The organism is Rhodococcus sp. MurmanLake-1, from assembly GCF_056945715.1.
Genome location: NZ_JBWZNF010000003.1, coordinates 450,924 through 468,472 on the forward strand (window position 1 = coordinate 450,924; position 17,549 = coordinate 468,472).

A 17,549-nucleotide genomic window follows, 5' to 3' on the forward strand; every position below is an offset into this window, starting at 1 on the left:
GGCATCTGCCTCGTCACCGGATATGGACTCGACGTTCTCATCGCCTGAGCCATACGGAAGGTCGGGAGATCCGTGCGCTGGTCAGCGATGGAAAGCGGATCGACTGGTAGTTGCCGGCGGCTACCGCGCTCATCGTTGCCCTGCTCCTGACTCTCGGATCGTGGTGTCAATGAGGTGCAGTTCGCGCGCTGTTGAAGCGGCGTACGACCGGTGAAATCGACTCCCGGCGAACGCTTGCCCGAAATAGATTCCTGACGCATCGACAGCATGTTCGAAACACGGACTCCCCAGAGCGGCGAATGACCGCTTGTCACCTCGTCAAATACGATAAAGCAAGTGAAAATAGCAATTTAGTATCCGATCGTTGACCCTTTCATCAGAGGATAATCTCGCCGGGAAACTATCATCGAACGGTTCGGCTCTTGTCCTGAAATACGGGTCTGCTTCCCTCTCGAAAACGAACTGTTCACGACGGCTACGCGCGCTTCACAGAAGGATGGAAGCAAAACATCGATCCCAGAGTGAACACATCCCATACCGTTGCCGAACTTTTACGAAACCATCCCGCAATAGTTTGAGAACTTGATCGAGTGGGCGTAGCAGCGCAGGTCGGCGATCTCCCCCACCTCAGCGAATTCCTCGATATTGCGGGCGCGACGTGGCGCGTTCAGACTGCTTCGGCCATAGAAGTAGCCGGACGGCTGCTCCTTCCGAGGAATACTGCGGATGCCAGCAGGAAGAATATTGCGCCGACAAAGGTTCCGATATTGGCCATGTTCGGGTCCAACGTGTTCCCGTCTCGCAAGACGAACGATCCGATCGCGGAGACTCCGAATGCGATGGATCCCAAGGTATTCAGCCACACGCTTTGCCATTCCTTCGATTGCGGTGCCCAGTAAGCGCCTTCCCTCAGCAGGATGAGGACAGCCAGTCCGCTCGAGACGAGGAAGGCTATCGAGCCCTCCGCGTTCGGATTCCAGACCAAGTGCATCTCGCCTCGTAGCGTAAGCGCGTGCAGCGCAGCCCCGGTGCTGACGTTGAACAAGATCGTCCCGAGTAACTGCACGGCAGCAGACAGCCAGACGGCCCGGATCGCGGGACGCCCCGAGTCGGTTGTGGTTGCTGGCCCGGCCAGCACCAACTGAACGAAAGCCGCGCAGGTAAAGAACCAGGAGCCCGCGAAGAAGAAGCTGTTGGCGAGTGCGGCACCGAAGAAGACCGACAGGAAGGGTGCCGACCCGAGCGCGAAGAGTGCGGATCCGATCACGAATCCCCACGACTGCATTCGAATGGTCGGGTGAATCAGCATGCGCTGCAGTGTACTTGGACTCGATATGAAAAGTCCTCCATTCGGGACCTTGGTCATCAGGCACTGATTTCGATCCGCCCGCCGCGGGTACGCGGAAACAAACTAAAACCATCTGCTTGTTTTTTACTTTACCGAAGCATGACTCCACTTTGGGTGCTAATGTCCGATTTATGACAGCCACTCCTCCAGCTGGAAATCGTTTGCTGTTTCGCAATGTCCGTGTTTTCGACGGCACCTCCTCGACCCTTGTTGCCGGGGACGTTCTGATCGACGGCACCACGATCGCCGCGGTGTCGGAGTCGCCTGTCGGGGATGATCCGAGCCGCGAGACCACTGTCGTGGACGGCGGTAATCGAGTACTCATGCCCGGCATGAGCGATGCCCACGTTCACCTGGTCGGTAACGCGAATTCATACGTCGACATGGTGACCGGCAGTGAAGCGCACATCGCACTCAACGGCCTCGCTGAAGCAAAGAACATGCTGCACCGCGGGTTCACCACGGTCCGGGACATGGCGGGTGACACAAGCAGCATCAAGTCCGTGATCGATCGAGGCCTGTTCGAGGGGCCGCGCATCTACCCTTCCCAGGCTGCCATCTCCCAAACCAGCGGACACGGCGACTTCGGGTTTGTCTACGAATGCCCGACCGCGTTGGGAGGCAAGCAGTCTCGCGCCGAAGAAATTGGTTTCATGCGCGTCGCAGATGGCCCTGACCGGGTACTGGCAGCTGTTCGCGAACAGCTGAAGAAGGGCGCATCTCAGATCAAGATGATGGTCGGCGGCGGCGCTGCGTCGATGTACGACCCGCTCTACACGGTCCAGTTCACCGATCCCGAGCTTCGTGCAGCAGTGCACGCGGCCACCGACTACGGCACCTACGTCGCCACCCACGTTTACAACGTCACCGGCATTCGCCGCGCCATCGAAGCTGGCGTGAAATCAATCGAGCACGGTCATCTCGCTGACGAGGCGACGATCGCTCTGATGGCTGAGAAGGACATCTGGCTTTCGATGCAGCCCTTCGCGCTGGGCGATCACCACTATCCGGATCCGGGCCGCGCAGAAAAGGATCGCGAAATCTGCACCGGCACTGACGATGTGTACAGCTGGGCACGCAAGCACGGTGTCAAAACAGCGTGGGGTACGGATCTTTTGCTCGAGCCGCAGCTTGCGCCGCGGCAGAGTGAAATGGCGGCGCGACTCGGTGATCACTACAGCAATGCCGAAGCACTTCGGATGCTCACGTCGGGAAATGCCGAACTCTTCCGTCTTGCCGGCGAACGCGATCCGTACCGGCAAGCACCACTCGGAATGATCGCCAAGGATGCGTGGGCAGATGTTCTTCTCGTCGACGGCAATCCACTCGAGGATCTGAGCCTGCTCGCCGATCCGGCCAAACATCTCTCCGTCATTGTCAAAAATGGTCAGGTCGTCAAAAACATACTGTGACAACGTCTTCATCGCGTTGATCCGTCTGACGTGCAGCCAATTCAAGCTGAACACCTGAGCGGGTCGATGTGTCCTCGTGCTCCACCGAGTCGGGAGTCCAAGTTGGTTGAAACACGTTTCGAGCGTTGGGAATTACCTGAGGATCGAGTCGAAGGGTCGTTGGTGTCCGCCCGCGGTATCGAACTCCACGGGCCGTGGGGGCATGTGTTCGGTCCACTCGACATCGACATCGAGGCTGGCGGTGTGACCGTCCTGGCCGCGCAATCGGGTGCCGCGCGCACAGCCCTGCTGATGGCACTATGCGGACGGATGCGATTGTCGTCCGGGTCATTGACTGTGCTGGGCTACGAGAAACCCTCGAGAATTCTGGCTGTCTCGGCGATCGCATGTCTGAACGAACTCGACGAAGTTCGCCCATCGGTGACGGTGCGGGACATGGTGACCGAACAGTTGCGATGGAATTCACCGTGGTACAAGTTCGTGCCCCGGGTGAGCGAAGATCAAGTAGCAGATATGTGTGCGTACACATTTGGCGGCGTAGACCTCCCCCCGCTCAATGCCTTCGTCGACGATCTCCCGGAGATCCAACAACTGTTGCTGCGGATCGCCGTCGCGAACACCAAAAGACCACCGCTACTGGTGGTGGGTCGAGTCGACAAGATCGCCGACGACGACGAGCGGACAATGTTGTTACGCCGACTGGTCGCATTGGGAGAGCACCAGTCGGTGATCACCGCCGATGTCAACGACCTTCCGCCGGACAGCGGCGTCCATGCCGTGGTGAACATGCACGGCCTGCTGGGCGCCGGTGACATCGGCGTCATGACCGAAGGACGGTGAGCGATGCTCGCAGGTATATCTCTGGGCAGTGATATCAAACGCTACTCCCGCGGCACCCTGCCACGAATCGCGATCGTCACCATCATCTTGTTGCCGTTGCTCTACGGCGCCATGTACTTGTGGGCTTTCTGGAACCCGTTCGGCGAGGTGAACAAGATCCCCGCAGCGATTGTCAATAACGACTCGGGGCGAACATCGACAGGCCAACAAGTCGATGCCGGCGATCAGGTCGTCAAGTCGCTCATCGCCTCCGGGCAACTTGATTTGGCGGAGGTCTCGGATCAAGAAGCCCAAGCCGGACTCTCGAGCGGCAAGTACTATTTCACCATCACCTTGCCGGAGAACTTCAGCGACGCTGTCGAGTCACCCAACGGTGACAACCCCGAGAAGGCCGATCTCACCTTCACCTTCAACGACGCCAATAATTATCTAGCCACCATCATCGGGCAGGACGCGTCCGAACAGGTCATCAATCAGGTCAACTCGACCATCGGCGCCCAAGGCGTCGGCCAAGTCCTGACGGGCCTACAGACCGCCGGTTCGGGCCTGGGCCAGGCTGCCGACGGAGCGAAGACCCTCGCGGCCGGGATCGACACCGCCAAAGGTGGGGCCGATCAACTGAGCTCCGGTGCAGGCGAACTCGCCACCAACATGGTCACCGCACGCGATGGTTCCGCGCAGCTCGCAGCCGGCGCCGGGCAACTCGCCACAGCCATCGACGGCGTCGCCGACCCACTGCTCAACGCCCTCGACTCCACTGCCGTCTCCGACGTCGGTGCGCAAGCTGCGCAACTGCGGCAATCCCTCACCACCCTCGGGGATCGCCTCCCCAAGCCGCCACAGGTTACCGTCTCCCCGGCAATCCAGCGGGTGCTCGACCTTCTCGGACCCAGCACCGATCCGCTCGCACAACAGGCCGTTGCAGCTCTCACACCTCTCGTGGCAGCACAACCCCAAAGTGACACTGCCGCACTACAAGCGGAGATAGCGCGCCTCAGCGGTGATGCGCGCGCGCTCGAATACCAGTTGACGGATCCATCCAGTCCCCTGCAATCCGGACTCGCGCTGCTGCAAAACGGCGGGCTCGCCTCCGACGTCCGGCAACTACGCGACGGCGCCGACCAGCTCAGTTCCGGAGCCACGACTTTGAACTCCGGACTGATCCAGTTGACCGACGGCAGCACCCAGCTCGCGAGCGGAGCCGATCAGTTAGCTTCGGGGATGGTCGAGCTGCAATCAGGCTCAAGCGAACTGGCAGACGCACTCGCACAGGGCGCTGGGCAAGTACCCAGCTGGACCGACGCGCAACGCAACGCTACCGCGGACACCCTGTCCACCCCAGTCGCACTCAAGCAGGACTACACCAACGAGGCACCCACATTCGGTACCGGATTCGCGCCGTTCTTCCTCTCCTTGGCCCTGTTCGTCGGCTGCATCATCACCTGGATGCTGCTGACCCCGCTACAATCCCGCGCAACTGTCAGTAACCTCGGCCTCTATCGCACAGTTCTGGCTTCCTACTGGCCGGCACTGCTCATCGGCATCCTCCAAGTGATCACGATGTACGCCGTGGTCCACATCGGGGTCGGCCTGGACGTCAAACACGTTCCCGGAACTATCCTGTTCCTGATGCTGGTCTCGGCGACGTATTTGGCGATGATCCAGATGTTCAATGCTCTCTTCGGCGTCGCAGTCGGCCGAGTGGTGACATTGGCCTTCCTGATGCTGCAACTGGTCTCCGCCGGCGGCATCTACCCAGTGCCCACGACAGCGACGCCCTTCCAATACATTCATCCGTTCGACCCGATGACATACACCGTCAATGGCCTCCGGCAACTCATCACCGCCGAACACGTCGACTCTCGACTCTGGACAGCAATCGCCGTCCTGACCGGCATTCTGCTCGTCTCGATGACTATCAGCGCACTCTCCGTGCGCCGCAACCGGCGTTACACCATGGAACGCCTGTACCCGTCCATCGAGGTGTAAAGCACTGCACAGCAACATCTTCACAGTCGACCACATTTGAATCACCGTCCAAGTCGTACCCCGCACGCTCGCATACTGGAGGAGAAAAAAATGTCAGACAGCTTCGCAGCTCCCACCGAAACCCTCGCACCGGCGTACACAGGACGGCTCGGCACCGATCCGATTCCAGCTCTGAAAATGCCCAAGGCCGAGTCGGATCCCGAAGCGGCGTACCGATTCATCCACGACGAACTGATGCTCGACGGCAGTTCCCGACTGAACCTGGCAACCTTCGTCACCACCTGGATGGATCCTCAGGCAGACAAGCTGATGGCCGAGACATTCGACAAGAACATGATCGACAAAGACGAGTATCCCGCGACAGCGGAGATCGAAACTCGTTGCGTCAACATGGTTGCCGACCTCTTCCACGCAGAAGGGCTGACCTCCGACCCTGCGTCCGCAACGGGGGTCTCAACGGTAGGGTCCTCCGAAGCTGTGATGCTCGGCGGCCTCGCACTCAAATGGCGCTGGCGCCAGCGCCGCGAACAAGAAGGTAAAGACACCACGAAGCCCAATCTCATCCTCGGCAGCAACGTCCAGGTCGTCTGGGAAAAGTTCTGCCGCTACTTCGACGTCGAACCAAAATACCTCCCCATGGAAAGGGGCCGCTACGTCATCACTCCCGAACAGGTCCGTGACGCCGTCGACGAGAACACCATCGGCGTGGTCGCCATCCTGGGCACTACATTCACCGGCGAGCTCGAACCCGTCGCCGAGATCGCCGAAGCCCTCGACGAGATCGCCTCAAACGGTGGTCCCGACGTCCCCCTCCACGTCGACGCTGCCAGTGGAGGTTTCGTCGTCCCGTTCCTGCACCCCGAGCTGATGTGGGACTTCAAGGTTCCGCGTGTGGTCTCGATCAACGTCAGTGGCCACAAGTACGGCATGACATATCCTGGCATCGGTTTCGTCGTCTGGCGCTCGAAAGAACACCTACCGGAAGACTTGGTGTTCCGGGTCAACTATCTCGGCGGCGACATGCCGACCTTCACCCTCAACTTCTCTCGATCTGGCAACCAGGTCGTCGGGCAGTACTACAACTTCATCCGCCTCGGCGTCGCCGGATACACCCAGATCATGGAATCGCTGCGCGACACCGCGCTTATGCTTTCCGCCGCAATCTCCAAGATCGACAACATGGCGATCATCACCGACGGCACCGCTATACCGGTCTTGTCCTTCGAAGTCGTCGACGACCCAGGCTTCACTGTCTTCGACATCTCCCACGAACTCCGGGCACGCGGATTCCAAGTGCCCGCGTACACCATGCCCGCCGACGCCGAAGATGTCGCCGTCCTGCGGATCGTGCTACGAGAAGGTTTCAGCCAAGATCTCGCGTACAAACTCGCCACCGCCCTCAACGAAGTCGTCGAGCAACTTCGTAAGAGCAACGCCGATCGACCCCAAAGGACTGCTTTCGCCCACTAACTGCTGTTGAGGGGCAGCCTCAGAACCGCTTCCCCTCAACAAGCTTCTAATTCTGGACGACCAGCTGCACCAACGAACACTTTGCAACAGGCAAAGATCGACTCCGCCTGCTAGCCCGGTCAGTGCACGCCGTTCGTACGGATCGACCGGAACCACGGTGCGTGTGCGCTCACCGCGAAGAACGCACTGCGGCAGATGTGCATGTCAAACGTACGTCTGGCAGTTTCGACTGACTGAAAGTCGACCGATTCGTACAAGTCGAGAGCAACCGCTATCAAGCACCATCGATCACATGCTCACCTTCATCGTCAGATACGGGTACGTCCCGTTCATGCTCTTGGGAATCAACGGAGCCGCAATCGCGCTGGCGGCATCCGGCGCGCCGAAATGGTCACTGGTGGCATTCATTCTCTTCGCAGTGGCCTGCTCTTTCGCGGCCGAACGGGCGCTTCCCTACGAATCTTCGTGGAATGCCCCGGGACCGGACAGGTTTCGCGACGCTGTCCATGCGTTTGTCAACGAATCCCTCATCTTGGTCAGCGTCGCGGTCATCCCGTTGATGGCCGCGGTGATTCCGTTCGACGGGCTGTGGCCGAGCGGTCTTCCGTTTGTCCTTCAGGTCGTCTTCGCAGTGTTGGTTGCCGATTTCGGCATCACCGTGGTGCATTTGATCAGCCACAAGGTTGGATGGTTGTGGCGTTTCCACGCGGTTCATCACAGCCTCGAACGGTTCTACGGTATGAACGGACTGATGAAGCACCCCGTGCATCAGACTTTCGAAACCGCCGGTGGCGTCCTGCCACTGATCCTCCTCGGGATGCCCGTCCCGGTTGCCTCGGCGCTCGCGGTTTGTGTCGCTGTCCAACTCCTGCTTCAGCATTCGAATGCCGATTACCGCATCGGCCCCCTGCGTCCGATACTCGCCCTCAACGCCGGCCACCGATTCCATCACCTGAAGTGGGCGGGAATCGGTGACGTCAATTTCGGTTTGTTCACTCTGATCTGGGATCACCTTTTCCGCACTTATTCTTTCGATCCGGAAAAGCGCTTCAGCAGTGACGATCTCGGAATGGCGGCCAAACCCGACTACCCGGACGACTACCTCGGCCAGTTGGCCGAACCGTTCCGGAAACAGAACTGACGGACGATCGGTGGAGATTCAGCCCGCGAGTACCCGTCGCATGACGGGCTTGGCTGCAAACGCACTGGCCAACACCAACGCGATCCCCACAGCCAGGGTGACGCCCAACTGAACCAGCGCCATCGGAGTGGTCAATACGGCTGCCCCTGCCAGCGGGAAGAGGAACAGCAGTGCAGCGCCGGCGCCGGCCAGTGCCATCACCACGACGGGAGTGCGAACGTGCCTCATGCGGGCGCTGTCCATCACCTCGACAGGTGTGCCGGCCAAAGTCAGACTCCGATACAGCTCACGGTTGTCGAGGATCCCGGATACCTGGGTGAGCGCAGACGAGATGGCCGCCAACGTGAATGTTGCTCCGAGAGTGAACAACACCCCGGTTCTCATGTCCGCGAACAGGAACTCCTGCCCTGGCTGCAAATCCTGCCCTTCCCCGTTGCCTATCGCGGCGAGGAGAGATGTGCCTGCGGCAACAAAGCTGGCCATCGTCACACCGCTGACCGTGCGCCACACAGCCTTCGGATTGTCCAGGACCCGACGCGCCGCAATCAGCGAAGCACCGTCTTTGGCGCATTTGAGCATGATCCGTCCAAGCAGCGAAATGACGAACGGACCGACCAACGCAACAACGCCGAAGCAGAGACCAAGGCCCACCAGGATTGCCGCGATGCTTGCCGCGGAGCCCCCGAATGCACTCCATCCCACAAGAACCCCCACCCCAGCCACAGCGAAGATCATCTTCGGTGCGGCGCTAGGATTGCCCGCCGTGACGCCCAACGGGCTCACGAACACCTGGCGCATCCCGAGCATCGACGTCAAAGCAGCCAGGATGGTCATTCCGAATACGATGCCCACCAGCGGAAGTGCGCCTACCCAAAGCTCACTCCACTCGAATGTCCGACCTTGAAATCTCAAGAGAGCTACGAGCGGCAACGCGAGGAGGTATCCCACCACACCGATCAACGCACCGGCCAAGCCCTGGATACCCGATTCCGCAGCGCACAGCGCAACGATCTGGCGAGGGGTGGATCCGATGAGTCGCAGCGAGGCAAGTCGTTCGTCGCGACGACGGGCGCCCAAGCGGGCCGCCGCCAGACCGAGAGTGATGGCTGGAACGATCATCAACACCGAAGCAACCCCTGCGAGTGCTAGGTACGCCTCGGCTTCGGGTTCGCTCGATCTGCCCGCGAATGCACCGTAGCCGCCGAGCACCGTCAGCAACAACGTCGTCGAGGCGGCAAATGCGGACACTGGGAGCGCGAAGGTACTCAAGGCCTTTCGCCCTTCACCGCGCACCGTCATCAATGCAACGCGCGCTGTGGCCTTCATGCCGCCACCTGTGTCCCGACGAGCGAACCGGCCTGCATCATCATCGTGCGATCACACCACCGAGCGACTTCGGCATCGTGAGTGACGACGACCAACGCAGAACCGATCTGTTGAGCCGAATCACGCAACACCCTCATCACTTCCCAACTCGTCTGCGCGTCGAGGGCACCGGTCGGCTCGTCTGCGAAGAGAACGGCGGGTTTGGTTACCAACGCTCGCGCAATCGCCACACGTTGCGACTGCCCACCCGACATCTGACCCGGGCGACGATCCTGCAACCCATCCAGCCCCAACGGCGCGAAGAAGCCGTGCGCCGTCCGCTTGGCTTCTGCGACGGACAACCCGTTGAGCACCAAGGGCAAAGCGACGTTCTCGATCGCCGGAAGCTCCGGCAACAGTTGGCCCGATTGAAAAACGAAACCGTACGACTCCCGTCGGAGCCGGCTGCGGTCGTTCTCACCGAGGTTCTCGATATGCCGGCCGCTCAGCAAGATTGCTCCCGCGTCGGGCTTGACGATTCCTGACATGCAATGCAGCAGTGTCGACTTCCCCGATCCTGAAGGACCCATGATGGCCGTGGCAGTACCGGCGCGCACTTCCAGCGATACACCTCGGAGCACCGGAACGTCGCCGTACGACTTGCCCAGCGCGTGGACCGACAGGACTGCGGGTGCTTGTGCGTTGTTCATGATTCCACCTTCTCGTGAACCCTTCGCGAACACATCGGCCCAGCGCACGATCTTCGGACTGAGCTCGGTCCTACCGGAGGATGACCGGACCCCGAGCTCTGTCAGGGTCGTCACTATGATTTCCGACATGACCTGGTCCGGCGCCGTCCACATGCAGCCCGGAATTCTCATGTTCACCGGCGCAGTGGGATCCGCGCACATGCATTCGCACGCCGCTGTTCAGATCATGATCATCGACGACGGGGACGTCACGGTCACGGACGGGGACGGCCACAGTGAAGTCGTGCGGTCCGTGGTCATTCCATCCGGGGCGGTCCACGCGTTGTCAGCCTCCGAGGGTGCGTGGGGACGGGCGATCTACGTTGACTCCACCACCGGGATGGGTCTGCGCATCAGGCCACCGGAGCCGGGCCGCGGTGGTGTGGCCGACTGGTCGGACCGTGGGCAGACCGCAGTAGCGATGACGGACCGCGGCGCTGATTCGGATCTGGAATACGCAGCGAGGCTGATCGATTCACTATCCGAACGCGAAAAGGCGTCGAGCCTACGCGCTCTTCACCCGGCCCTCGAGCATGCCCTGACGCTACTTCCCGAGAGAATCTCGGGGCAGGTCACACTGACGGACATCGCCGCCCTGGTCTCCATCTCGCCCGGACGGCTGGGAAGAATCTTCAACGATCAACTGCAGATGAGCTTTTCGACCTACATCCGCTGGTTACGGTTACGACGTGCCATGGAAGTGATGAGCAGTGGCGCAACCCTGACAACCAGTGCACACGAGGCCGGTTTCACCGACAGCGCCCATCTCAACCGTATCTGCCACAGCATGTTCGGGCTCACGCCCAGCGCCGCGACCGGCGGCCTCACCTGGAATTGACGCTGCCCCTCAGCTGACGCTGTCCATCTCCGTCCTCGCGAGCAACGACAGACGACTGTAGAGGCGCGCCAATCCGGGAATGTTCCGAAGACTGCCCGCAACGTCCTCCACACCGGCAGCGGCATACACCGTCAGTCGCGCATCGACGTCGTAGAGAACATCGACGACATTTCCGAAACGGCGAAGGGCAAATTCCGAAGCTTCGGCGAGCACCGGTACTCCGAAGATCACCCAGTCGTCGAAGCGGGAGGCGAGCTCGAGATAGTCGGCAGCCGAGGTCGAGCCAGCGCACAGCACCTCGAAGTCGAACCAGACAACACCGTCTCGAATCGCCGAGCACTCCAATGTGCGTGTGCCTATCGTCAATTCGACACTTTCGCCCGAAGGCCACGTGATTCCCTGGACGACGAGGAATTCCCCTGTCGCAAAACGGTAGTCCCCGGCACCTGGCTGACCCGCCGTCCGATAGTCGACGGAGCCACCCAATTCGATCACCTCGAGAGTCCGCTCGATCAACTCGATCGACGGAACGAACTGCTCGTGAAAAAGCGGATTCGGAAGAAGATCGGTCGGCGGGACATTCGACGTGACAACAACAGTCACGCCTTTCGCGACGATTGTGTCGAGAACCCTTGCCATGAACATGGCGTCGGCGACGTCGTCGATGTGGAACTCGTCGAAACAGAGCACGCGGATTCCGTCGACGACGTGGTCCAGTGCCGCGCCCATCGACCCGAGTTCGTGCGCCCGAGAGTGCAGATCTGCAAAGAACCGATGAAAGTGAATGCGCCGCTTGCCGACTCGGATGCTCTCGTAGAACTCGTCCATGAGCATCGTCTTGCCGCGGCCGACGCTACCCCAGAGGTAGATCCCTCCGCCGACCTCACCGCCGGATATCCGGGCTCGCAGGGCATCGAGAGCTTCACGTGCCGCCAACTGCTCTTCGTCCAGTAACATGAGGCTCCTCTACATCTGTAGAGTCGAGGCTAGTGACCGAAGGCAAATCGAGTCAATGTGACCCTCACGACGCACCATCTGCAGCATGCAACTCCGGCAGCATGCAACATCGACAGCAAGGAACGACATGAAGCCCGATCGCAGAGCCCTCATTGCGGCATCCGCCGTCACGATCATCGCCGAGCAGGGCCCGCGTGCACTCACCCATCGGGCGATTGATCAGTCCCTGGAACTTCCTGCCGGTTCGACGTCGTACTATTTCCGCACTCGCGAGGCACTTCTCGAAGCAACCGCATTGCACATCGTGCACCGGTCACGTTCGACTTTCGGCGAACTCCGCGAGAGGCCCAGCGATCCTGCTGCCCTGACGGCCGAGTATCTCGACGATCTTCTCTCGCACCGCAGACACGAATTGATCGCGCGCTATGCACTACTCGTGGAATCTCCCCGAGATTCGGCATTGCACCAACTCCTCGAAGGCAGTCTGTTTTCGCCGGAGAAGGCAAGACCCGTCTTCGAAACCGCTGGTGTTGGCGACCCTGATGTCTCTGCCGCAAATTTCCTGAGCCTGCTGGAGGGCTTGATCTTCGACTATTGCCTGGGATCACGTAGCCGGGACCCTCACTCCAGCGAAACCGTTCGGCAACTTCGGATCCCGATCGACATCTACCTTCGCGGAGTGGGGGTCATCTGAAAGACTTCGGTCAGCAGAGGCTTCCGGTACAGGGTTGTCGACCAGAGAACAGCGCCGCAACAAAGGGAGTGCTGTCTGGAACCGAAGCCGGGACGGTTCCCAGATGATCAGTGGGATAGGTATGGAATGCAAAATCCACACCGTTGGCAGCGAGGTCAGCCGCGAACTTCAGTGTCAGCGGAGCCGGAACATCGATGTCCGACAACCCCTGACCAATGAAGAACGGGCGGTCGTATCCTGCGGTCGGCACAGTGAGCAGTTCACGCGCAGCCTCCGTGAATACTGGATTGTCCAGAGACTTCGTCAGCACCTGCCCGAGTGTGACGGTTCCGTACTTCGTGCGCGCCTCGGTGTAGCACATGTTGTTCTCGACGTCGTCGAGGATGGTCTTGCCGAGCGGGGTCAGATACGAGTCGATGTCGATGTCCGGCCGCGAAGCACGCAGTCCGCCAAGAACGTTCGCAATGTAGACCGTCGTACCCTTGAGCGGAAGCGCCGGGAAAGCCGGCCCACCGAGCGGTAGAAGATTTTCGATGTTCGAGGGGACACCAGTGGCGACAGCGCCGCGGTAGTCCAACTCCGGCGCGTAATCAGTGGCAAGCGAAGCGGTGAACATAGTCGCCTGCCCACCCTGCGACTGTCCCATCGCAACCCATTCGCTCGACAGGTCGTCGTCGACCGCACGAGCGGCACGCACCATGTCCACAACGCTGTGCGCAGCGGAACGACCGTCGAGATACGGGTGAACACCAGGTGTTCCGAGCCCCACGTAGTCGGTCGTCACCACCGCGTATCCCTGCTCCAGCCAGTGACCCAGATGCGTCGCGGTCCGTTCGAGTGGAACACTGCTGCTCGGCGCACACTGATCCGCGACACCCACCGTTCCGTGCGCATAGGAGATGACCGGCCAACCACCCTCGGGAGGAACTCCCTCTGGGCGATACACCACACCGGTACTCGTCATCGGCGCGTCCTTCGGGCCCGTCGACCAGTACGTCACCTTTGTTGCGCTCACGGCGCCCGGGATCACCCGATCGGGACCGAGTAACTCCCGACTCACGACAGCACCCGGAGCATCGTTCGGTTCCGCTGCGGCCGGCGCCGCAACTGTCAACGCCACCAAAGCACTCGCACTCAGCCCGACGAGCGTCCTACCCAGTCGCTTACTCACGTACTTCTCCTACGATTGCGGTGACGGTGCATATGTGGTGATCGGCCCCACATCAGCCGATCGAGTTCAGACCATAGAACAGCCTTACCAATTGGTCAACCTAGATTCCTACTCCGCATCTACCGTCGTGACACGCCTGCTCGGGTAGGGTGGCGGTGTTCGATACGTGCAGGTCCCAGCGAGATCAGGAGGCCGAAAGGCTCTCTCATGTCAGCACCTGATCTCCCGACCTTCCCTGCTTCGCAGCAGAAGTCGGTGGCCGCGATTCTCCGAGCAGCAGGTTGCGTATTCGCCGAAGACGAGGCTCGCCTACTTCTTCACACCGCACGCTCTCTCGATGAACTCGACGCGATGGTCGACCGACGAGTTGCCGGCGAACCACTCGAACCTGTCCTCGGATGGGTCGAGTTCTGCGGCTTGCGCATTCACATCGACTCTGGAGTCTTCGTCCCACGCCGGCGCACCGAGTTCCTCGCCCGGCAGGCCTGCTCACTCGTCGTCTCGGGAAGCGTCGTCGTCGACATGTGTTGTGGCTCAGGAGCTGTCGGCACCGTCCTGCAGTCGACGCTCGATGCCGTCGATTTGTACGCGGTAGATGTGGAACCAGCCGCGGTGCGGTGCGCTCGCCGAAACATCACACTGCCCGAGCGCGTACTCGAAGGCGATCTGTTCGAACCACTGCCAACGGAATTACTCGGTCGCGTGGATGTCGTCGTTGCCAATGCACCTTACGTCCCCACCGATTCGATCAGGCTGATGCCGCCCGAAGCCCGTCTTCACGAACCGCTGGTCTCGTTGGACGGCGGCACCGACGGACTGGACCTGCAGCGACGCATCATCGCGGACGCTGCGCCGTGGCTACGACCGGGTGGCTGCCTTCTCGTCGAGACGAGTACTGAGCAGGTCGAAATGACTGTTGAAACATTCACTCGGGGAGGGTTTCTCACTCGAGTGGCAACCTACAGTGAGACCGCGTCGACCGTGGTGATCGGTCAGTGTTGAAGGCGATCGGATCCTGGCGTGGACCACTCCCGAGCGCGGGCGGCAAAGCCGTCGACAAAAAGCCCGAACGCACGATCGACGCGGGCCCGGTCCCCAGTGGCCAGAAGATCCATCGACAGACCCCGCATTTGCGAGAGCAACAGAGTAGCGACAGAGGCAACATCGTCCTCGGGGCAACCCGCTTGTCGTAGACCGGCTTCCAGTGCCTCGATCCAATCGCCTACAAAACGGTCCAGGAACCGTCCGTAGCGGTCGCGGTCTCCGAGCGCGAGGGCGTAAATCTCGACCATCACTCGGAACCGCGGCAGGACCTCCGGCGTCGTACGTTCGGTCCACCACGCGGTCAGCACTGTCACCGGATCGACCCCCGGTTTCATCGGAACCGCAATCGGAATGGACTCACCACGCATGTTCTCGATGACCTCGGAGAGCAGGTTCTCCTTGCTCTCGAAATGGTTGAGCAACGACGCATGCGACACACCTACGGCCTTGGCGAGCTGCCTCACCGTCAGTTCCCCGACACCGTTGTCGATGACGTAGCGGGTCAGCGCGTCGAGCAACTCCTCACGTCGCCCGGCGTATCTCAGGCTGCGTTTGTCGATGCGTTCGGGCTCCGGCACATACCCACCCTACCGGCCGGAATCACCAGGTCAGCGGCTGACTGCCTTCTGATACCGACGAATAGCGAACGGCACGAAGACGATCAGCAAACCGAAAGTCCACAACAGCGACGCGATGACCGGATTCTGCAGTGGCCACGCATCCGGAACCGTCATCGCAGGATTGGTATTGCCGAACAGTTCACGCACCGCCTGAGTCACCGCCGACACCGGATTCCATTCGGCGATCACTTTGAGCGGGCCGGGAAGATTGGTGGTCTCGACAAAAGTGTTCGCGATGAACGACAGCGGAAAGATGACGATGAAACTCGCGTTGTTGAACACCTCCGGCGTGCGGATCCAAAGCCCGACGACAGCCATGACCCATGACAATGCGTACGCGAAGAACAGAAGCAGCGCATACCCGGCCACCGCCTCGAGGAAGCTGGAATGGATGCGCCACCCCACCAGAAGACCGGTCAACGACATGACCACCAAGCTGATGACGTTGATCAACACGTCACTCGATGTTCGGCCGGTCAGCACGGCAGACGGAGCCATGGGCAGCGATCGAAATCTGTCGATGATTCCTTTCTGAATGTCTTCGACCATCCCCAAACCAGTCCAGGTAGCACCGAATATGACCGTCTGCGTGAAGATTCCGGCGATCAGGAACTCTCGATACGACGTGCCCGGGACGGAGATCGCGCTGCCGAACACGTATGCAAACAAGAGCACGAACATGATCGGCGACAAAGTGGTGAACACCAGCAGATCCGGAACGCGTTTGATCTTGATCAAGTTTCGCCTGGCGATGGTCAAACCGTCTTCGAGCGCCATCTGCACGGTCATTTCTGATCCTCCAGTTCAGCCTGGTGCCCGGTCAGTGTGAGAAAGACATCGTCGAGAGTGGGCCGGCGCAGACCGACGTCGAACACCCGAATGCCTCGTGTCGACAGGAGATTCAGCGCTGCGACCAACGCATCGGTGCCGTCGTCGACAGGAACGGTGACGCGACGGACATTCTCTTGAACCTGAATGTCCCCCACGGCAAGCGAGCGCAATTCCTCGCGGACGATGTCGAGATGCTCGACCTCGTGCACACTCAGTTCGATGCGCTCACCCCCGACCCGAGCCTTCAGCTGATCTGCAGTACCGCGCGCGATGACCGAGCCGCGGTCGATGACGGCGATCTGGTCGGCCAACCTCTCGGCTTCCTCCATGTATTGCGTCGTGAGCAACAGTGTTGTCCCCTGCGCCACCAACCCTTCGATGACATCCCAGAGGCCGAGTCGCGCCCGAGGATCGAGGCCGGTGGTCGGCTCGTCCAGAAACAACACCTGCGGCCGAGCAACCAATGCGCCGGCCAGATCGAGTCGGCGGCGCATGCCACCGGAATAGCCCTTGACCGGCCGATCTCCAGCCTCGACGAGATCGAACTGCTCGAGCAATTCTCGTGCCCTAGCCTTACTGCTTCGGGCGCCGAGGTGATACAGCCTCCCGACCATGTCCAGATTCTCGTAGCCCGTCAGGTACTCGTCGACCGCGGCATACTGACCCGAAGCACCGATCTTGGACCGCAACGCCCGCGCATCCTCGATCACGTCCAGCCCGGCAACCTTGGCGCGTCCACCGTCCGGAATGAGCAGCGTCGTGAATATCCTTACCGCAGTGGTTTTTCCGGCGCCGTTGGGACCCAATAGAGCCATCACCGAACCCTCGCGCACTTCCAGGTCGATGCCGTCCAATGCCGTGACGTCGCCGTACTTCTTGACCAGCCCCTCGGCCACAATCGCTTCGGTCATGAGCCCTCCCGCATCGGTAATCCGTCGGTAGTCCGTTCCCCAGTGTGACCCAGGAGGCCGACACATTCCAGGATTTTTCACGCAACAGTCCGAAACGCTGCACCACAGAACAGACCACCACCCCCCGGATTGCCAGAAACATCACCTCCCAGGATCACCTAGGATCTCCCGGTCTCGGGTACCTGGTTGATTCCAGTCGAAGATAACGGTGACGACGAAGATCGGGTCA

General features: G+C 60.5%; 16 protein-coding genes. 8 read left to right on the forward strand and 8 right to left on the reverse strand.

Going from position 1 to position 17,549, the window contains the following annotated elements; all coding sequences use genetic code 11:
* Positions 1 to 667 precede the first annotated feature (667 nt).
* The gene (locus tag AC2ETI_RS12055; RefSeq protein ID WP_019746880.1) at positions 668 to 1,309 is read right to left on the reverse strand and encodes a hypothetical protein; all 642 of its coding nucleotides are present in this window, start codon (positions 1,307 to 1,309) and stop codon (positions 668 to 670) included.
* A 170-nt stretch (positions 1,310 to 1,479) separates the two neighbouring features.
* Here AC2ETI_RS12055 and AC2ETI_RS12060 point away from each other — a divergent pair, with 170 nt between their 5' ends.
* The 5 genes from AC2ETI_RS12060 to AC2ETI_RS12080 all read left to right on the forward strand — a co-directional run bounded on the left by AC2ETI_RS12060 (position 1,480) and on the right by AC2ETI_RS12080 (position 8,200).
* Positions 1,480 to 2,760, forward strand: a complete 1,281-nt coding sequence (locus AC2ETI_RS12060; RefSeq protein WP_483633958.1) for a metal-dependent hydrolase family protein — start codon at positions 1,480 to 1,482, stop codon at positions 2,758 to 2,760.
* A 204-nt stretch (positions 2,761 to 2,964) separates the two neighbouring features.
* Positions 2,965 to 3,600 (forward strand): P-loop NTPase family protein, encoded by a 636-nt coding sequence (locus AC2ETI_RS12065; protein ID WP_024488313.1) that lies wholly within the window; start codon positions 2,965 to 2,967, stop codon positions 3,598 to 3,600.
* 3 nt (positions 3,601 to 3,603) lie between these two features.
* Complete coding sequence (locus AC2ETI_RS12070; protein ID WP_483633959.1) at positions 3,604 to 5,589, forward strand: YhgE/Pip family protein; 1,986 nt, start codon at positions 3,604 to 3,606, stop codon at positions 5,587 to 5,589.
* Between the two features lie 90 nt (positions 5,590 to 5,679).
* Positions 5,680 to 7,059: a glutamate decarboxylase gene (gene gad / locus AC2ETI_RS12075; protein WP_019746876.1), complete on the forward strand. Its 1,380-nt coding sequence runs from the start codon at positions 5,680 to 5,682 to the stop codon at positions 7,057 to 7,059.
* A 292-nt stretch (positions 7,060 to 7,351) separates the two neighbouring features.
* Positions 7,352 to 8,200 (forward strand): sterol desaturase family protein, encoded by an 849-nt coding sequence (locus AC2ETI_RS12080; protein ID WP_483633960.1) that lies wholly within the window; start codon positions 7,352 to 7,354, stop codon positions 8,198 to 8,200.
* Positions 8,201 to 8,218: 18 nt separating this feature from the next.
* On the opposite strand, the gene AC2ETI_RS12085 is transcribed toward AC2ETI_RS12080, so the two are convergent.
* Positions 8,219 to 9,526 carry an FtsX-like permease family protein gene (locus tag AC2ETI_RS12085; RefSeq protein ID WP_019746873.1) on the reverse strand — a complete coding sequence of 436 codons (1,308 nt, stop codon included), beginning with the start codon at positions 9,524 to 9,526 and terminating at the stop codon, positions 8,219 to 8,221.
* Positions 9,523 to 10,368 (reverse strand): ABC transporter ATP-binding protein, encoded by an 846-nt coding sequence (locus tag AC2ETI_RS12090; RefSeq protein ID WP_483633961.1) that lies wholly within the window; start codon positions 10,366 to 10,368, stop codon positions 9,523 to 9,525. The genes AC2ETI_RS12085 and AC2ETI_RS12090 overlap by 4 nt, the downstream gene beginning before the upstream one ends.
* On the opposite strand from AC2ETI_RS12090, the gene AC2ETI_RS12095 reads away from it, so the two are divergent.
* A complete protein-coding gene (locus AC2ETI_RS12095) occupies positions 10,343 to 11,092 on the forward strand; it encodes a helix-turn-helix domain-containing protein (protein ID WP_070796446.1) in 750 nt (249 codons plus the stop codon). The two genes, AC2ETI_RS12090 and AC2ETI_RS12095, sit on opposite strands and share 26 nt — an antisense overlap.
* A 9-nt stretch (positions 11,093 to 11,101) precedes the next feature.
* Here the strand turns inward: AC2ETI_RS12095 and zapE are convergent, their stop codons facing one another.
* Positions 11,102 to 12,049 carry a cell division protein ZapE gene (gene zapE, locus AC2ETI_RS12100; protein ID WP_483633962.1) on the reverse strand — a complete coding sequence of 316 codons (948 nt, stop codon included), beginning with the start codon at positions 12,047 to 12,049 and terminating at the stop codon, positions 11,102 to 11,104.
* Positions 12,050 to 12,176: 127 nt separating this feature from the next.
* Here zapE and AC2ETI_RS12105 point away from each other — a divergent pair, with 127 nt between their 5' ends.
* Positions 12,177 to 12,743 (forward strand): TetR/AcrR family transcriptional regulator, encoded by a 567-nt coding sequence (locus AC2ETI_RS12105; protein ID WP_438472930.1) that lies wholly within the window; start codon positions 12,177 to 12,179, stop codon positions 12,741 to 12,743.
* A gap of 10 nt (positions 12,744 to 12,753) precedes the next feature.
* On the opposite strand, the gene AC2ETI_RS12110 is transcribed toward AC2ETI_RS12105, so the two are convergent.
* A complete protein-coding gene (locus AC2ETI_RS12110; protein WP_483633963.1) occupies positions 12,754 to 13,914 on the reverse strand; it encodes a lipase family protein in 1,161 nt (386 codons plus the stop codon).
* A gap of 207 nt (positions 13,915 to 14,121) precedes the next feature.
* Between AC2ETI_RS12110 and AC2ETI_RS12115 the strand changes: the two genes are divergently transcribed.
* Positions 14,122 to 14,916: a putative protein N(5)-glutamine methyltransferase gene (locus AC2ETI_RS12115; RefSeq protein WP_483633964.1), complete on the forward strand. Its 795-nt coding sequence runs from the start codon at positions 14,122 to 14,124 to the stop codon at positions 14,914 to 14,916.
* Here the strand turns inward: AC2ETI_RS12115 and AC2ETI_RS12120 are convergent.
* Genes AC2ETI_RS12120 through AC2ETI_RS12130 form a run of 3 tightly spaced genes read right to left on the reverse strand, consistent with a single transcriptional unit; the run spans position 14,907 to position 17,320 of the window.
* Positions 14,907 to 15,536, reverse strand: coding sequence for a TetR/AcrR family transcriptional regulator (locus AC2ETI_RS12120; protein ID WP_459114064.1), 630 nt, complete (start codon positions 15,534 to 15,536; stop codon positions 14,907 to 14,909). The two genes, AC2ETI_RS12115 and AC2ETI_RS12120, sit on opposite strands and share 10 nt — an antisense overlap.
* 30 nt (positions 15,537 to 15,566) lie before the next feature.
* Positions 15,567 to 16,367 (reverse strand): ABC transporter permease, encoded by an 801-nt coding sequence (locus AC2ETI_RS12125; protein ID WP_003945537.1) that lies wholly within the window; start codon positions 16,365 to 16,367, stop codon positions 15,567 to 15,569.
* Positions 16,364 to 17,320 carry an ATP-binding cassette domain-containing protein gene (locus AC2ETI_RS12130; protein WP_336505103.1) on the reverse strand — a complete coding sequence of 319 codons (957 nt, stop codon included), beginning with the start codon at positions 17,318 to 17,320 and terminating at the stop codon, positions 16,364 to 16,366. Before AC2ETI_RS12130 ends, AC2ETI_RS12125 begins: the two co-directional genes overlap by 4 nt.
* Positions 17,321 to 17,549: the final 229 nt, after the last annotated feature.